This window comes from Marinitenerispora sediminis (assembly GCF_003336425.1).
Lineage (GTDB): Bacteria > Actinomycetota > Actinomycetes > Streptosporangiales > Streptosporangiaceae > Marinitenerispora > Marinitenerispora sediminis.
The window spans coordinates 1-328 of sequence record NZ_QEIO01000402.1; the positions used below are offsets into that span (position 1 = coordinate 1).

General features: G+C 80.8%; 1 protein-coding gene. It reads right to left on the reverse strand.

Annotation, left to right across the window (positions count from 1 at the left end; all coding sequences use genetic code 11):
• Window positions 1-127: 127 nt before the first annotated feature.
• A partial coding sequence (locus DEF28_RS28720) for a hypothetical protein (protein WP_233515569.1) occupies window positions 128-328 on the reverse strand: 201 nt, incomplete at its 5' end.

Consider the following 328-nt stretch of genomic DNA (forward strand, 5'->3'; position numbering starts at 1 on the left):
TCCCTCCCCGGAGCGGCCGTGCGGGAGCCCGCGCCACTGGGGCTACTCGTGCGGCCGGGACGCGGGCCGCCGCGGAGCCGGCGCCCGGCGGCCGCGGAGTTCGCACGGGACGCCGTTCCGGACGTCCTCAATCCCGTTTCCCGGGTTCGGACGGCCGGTGCGCGCGCGGTTCGGCGGCCGCGGCGGCACTGCACGGCACGATCGCGTGCGCCCGTGCGGGGGAGCCGGTCCCGCCTCCCAGCGTCCCGCAGCCGCCCGGAACGGCCGCCATGCCGCCGGCCCGCTCCGGCGCGGGGGCGCCGATCCCGTCGAACGAGTCAGCTCCCCC